Origin of the sequence: Thermogemmatispora sp., from assembly GCF_019683635.1 — a bacterium.
In the GTDB taxonomy this organism is placed as follows: Bacteria; Chloroflexota; Ktedonobacteria; order Ktedonobacterales; family Ktedonobacteraceae; genus Thermogemmatispora.
Genome location: NZ_JADGIA010000328.1, coordinates 1 through 3,170, shown reverse-complemented (window position 1 = coordinate 3,170; position 3,170 = coordinate 1). Strand labels below are relative to the sequence as shown.

At 60.6% G+C, this 3,170-nt stretch carries 3 protein-coding genes and 1 pseudogene; all 4 read left to right on the top strand.

What is annotated here, in order from left to right; translation table 11 throughout:
• A pseudogene (locus IRZ31_RS20895) lies at window positions 1–478 on the top strand (hypothetical protein); the annotation flags it as partial.
• Between the two features lie 254 nt (window positions 479–732).
• Window positions 733–993, top strand: coding sequence for a hypothetical protein (locus IRZ31_RS20890; protein ID WP_297157576.1), 261 nt, complete (start codon window positions 733–735; stop codon window positions 991–993).
• Window positions 994–2,010, top strand: a complete 1,017-nt coding sequence (locus tag IRZ31_RS20885) for an MvdC/MvdD family ATP grasp protein (RefSeq protein WP_297157573.1) — start codon at window positions 994–996, stop codon at window positions 2,008–2,010.
• Window positions 2,011–2,048: 38 nt separating this feature from the next.
• The coding region (locus IRZ31_RS20880) for a methyltransferase domain-containing protein (RefSeq protein ID WP_297157570.1) at window positions 2,049–3,170 on the top strand (1,122 nt) is incomplete at its 3' end.

Here is a 3,170-nt window from a genome sequence, read left to right as displayed (position 1 = left end):
CTTTGGACGCTATCCGCAAAATACTGCTCAGGAAAGTTATCCGCTTCTTGATTTTGTAATATGTCATGGAGATTTTTTAAACTCTGATCATGAATATATCCATAAAAATGAGAGTATTAAGGGATTTGGTAGCTATGGCGATATCCTGATCAGAGATAGAAAAATGTACGTTGTACCTACCCCTTTTGCTCTTGCTGCCGGCCTCAATGGTCATCAGACCCTGATTCTTCCAGCGGCTATCGATATTGAGGCAGAGGACGATTTTTTCCTGGTAGGGGAACTGGTGAGAAGAGAAGCCCCTCAGCGGCTCACTGGGTATATGTTCGACCTTCTAAGCGGCTCCATACGGCATACCTCTGCTGTCAATCCCCAAGCGGGAAAAAACCATCACTTCCGAGCCTGGCGCCTCAATGGCTCCTCTCCCGAGCCTGTTGTCCTGCGGACACCTCATCTCCACCTCTTTAACTCTCCGATGTGAATTTCTGGCACACATTTCATCCAATTCGAAAAAGAAGCTTGCTTCCTTATTTGGCTCTCCATCTAGCTCGAAGTACAAAGAAAGCCTCAGACGTTGTGCTACAATAGAGTGCAGGAAAAATACCAGCTCTGACCGGCCTGACCAGGGGCGAAGAAGCGGCCCCTTCCAGCCAGAGCTGGTCACCAGGTCAGAAGCAGCGTAGGCGTTCATTCCCGCCACAATGGCAACGAGACGAAAGGCAGGCAGTTCATCGCATGCTGAAACGACCACTTGAGGCTTCCAGACAGCTGCCGCTCCCCGTGGAAGCGCTGGCCCTGCCAGCCAACGGCCCCTTCGCTTTCTTCTTCGCCCAGGAGCGCCGCATCCCCCTCGTAGGCGACGGCGAGGACGAAGAAGAAGGTGGTAAAGGAAAGAAACCCGAGCCATCGATTACCTTCTACCACACAACCGGTCACGACTCCTCGTCGCCCAATCCCTTGCACAACGAGGAATTCGACATGGAGTACGACGATTAGATGGAACCCTACGTACTTATCCTCAGCTACCCAGGCGACAGTAGCGCCCGACGCGTACAACACGCTTTGCAGCGCAGCGGCTGTGCGACCCTCCTGCTCGATACGGCGGCCTTTCCCCAGGTGGTCACCCTGGCCGCCCTCTTGCGAGATGCCAGCTGGGCCGGCTCCTTTTGCTACCAGGGCAAGCGCTACGACCTGGAGGCCATCCGCAGCATCTATGTGCGTCGTCCCCATCACTACCAGGTGCGCGAGGATTTCCCCGAACTGATCCAGCTCTTTCTTGAGAATGAAGCCTATCGCGGCTTCGGGGGCGTTCTGCGCAGTCTTGACTGCCTGTGGGTCAACTCACTGGATGCCCAGCGGCGCGCCAGCTTCAAGCCCCTCCAGCTCAAAGTCGCTCAAGAGGTGGGCCTGCGCGTCCCTGCGACCCTGATCACCAACGATCCCGCTGCCGTACGTAGCTTCTTCTTCGAGGTCTGCCAGGAGCAGATGATCTACAAGACCCTGCACGGCAACTTTCTGCCTGGAGGAGGCGACCGCTATCATCTGATTTTTACCAGCCGCGTCGGACGCGAACGGCTGGCCGAGCTAGAGCAGGTTCGCCTGACCGCCCATCTCTTCCAACCGCTCATCGAGAAGGCCTACGAGGTACGCGCTACCGTCATCGGCCATACGGTCCTGGCGGTGCGCATCGACTCGCAAGAGCTGGAGGCGGCGCGGCTGGACTGGCGAGCGGCCTGCTATCAGGTGCGCTATCGGCCCTATGGCCTGCCCGAGGCCGTGGCCAGGCGCTGCGTGGCCCTGGTGCAGCGTCTGGGCCTGGTCTTTGGCGCGCTCGATCTGATCGCGACCCCCGAGGGCGACTATATCTTTCTGGAGTGCAACCCTGGTGGGCAGTGGGAATGGCTGGAGGTTGAGACGGGCCTGCCCTTTGCAGCAACCATTGCTCAGGTGCTCAGCTCCGGCAAGGAAGGTCTCGCCCTTTCAAGCGAGAGATCACTGGCTCAGCCACAATGAGCAGCGCCGTAGCGGATACGGATGGAAGGAGTTTTCTGGTGGATGATCTGATCGAGAGAACGACTGAAGATGGAGAGCGTCAGGAGCTGGTGAACAGCATTGAGGAGACGCGCGGCTACCCTCTGGCGCCTGCCGTACGCCGCGCACTCCTCAAGGTCTCGCGGGCCCACTTTGTCCCGCTCTACTGCCGGCAGGAGCAGCCGGGCGCCTGGACGACGCAGGAGGCGCGGCCCGTCGTCTACCATGATCAAGCCCTGGTGACCAAGGTCGACGAGAAGGGACACCCAATCTCCTCCTCCAGCATGCCATCGATTATGGCCGCCATGCTGGAGGCCCTGGCGGTACAGCCAGGGATGCACGTCCTGGAGATTGGAACCGGCACCGGCTACAATGCGGCTCTGCTGGCCGAGTTAGTCTCTCCCGGCGGCCAGGTGGTCACGCTCGATATTGATGAGGAACTCACCGCCCTGGCCGCCGAGCGCCTGCAGCAGGCCGGCTACGGCGAGCAGGTCCAGGTGGTGGCCGCTGATGGCCTGCAGGGCTATGCTCCGGCTGCCCCCTATGATCGCATCATCGCAACGGGCAGCTATCCGCGCGTCCCGCCGGCCTGGCGTGAGCAGCTGGCCCTGCAAGGGGTCATCGTGGGCGATCTGCTACGCCCGCTGACGACGCCCCTCTTTCGCCTGGTCAAGGTTGCCCCCGATCGTCTGGAGGGGCGCCTGCTGCGGACCCCGGCCTTCTTTATGCAGCTGCGCGAGGAAGAGCCGACGCGGCCCACGGCCCACCGCATCAGAGAGCTGGCCTTCTGGCGCGAGCAGCCGCGCCAAGAGGAAGCAGAGACCGACCTGGAGAGCTACGAGCTGCTCTACGAATCGGCCTTTGCCCTCTGGCTGGAGCTGCACCTGCCGGGCATTGAGCGCCGTCTTTACCCCGTGCCCGGGCGAGGTCTCGGAACAGGTCTGCACTGGCAAGAGAGCCTGCTCCTCTTGCTGCCCGCTGCCGAGGGTCCGCGCCCCACCCACTGGCACATCGAAGTCTATGGCCGGCACCCCCTCTGGTCGCATATTCTGCGGCTGCGCGAGCAGTGGCTCGCTGCCGGGGAGCCATCCCTGGAAGCCTATGCGCTTGAAGTGGCCGCTGATGGCACGTGCCAGCTCCAC

Excerpts from the sequence above, each read along its gene's own strand:
- IRZ31_RS20890 (WP_297157576.1), top strand. The coding sequence starts at position 733 with ATGCTGAAACGACCACTTGAGGCTTCCAGACAGCTGCCGCTCCCCGTG.
- IRZ31_RS20885 (WP_297157573.1), top strand. The coding sequence starts at position 994 with ATGGAACCCTACGTACTTATCCTCAGCTACCCAGGCGACAGTAGCGCC.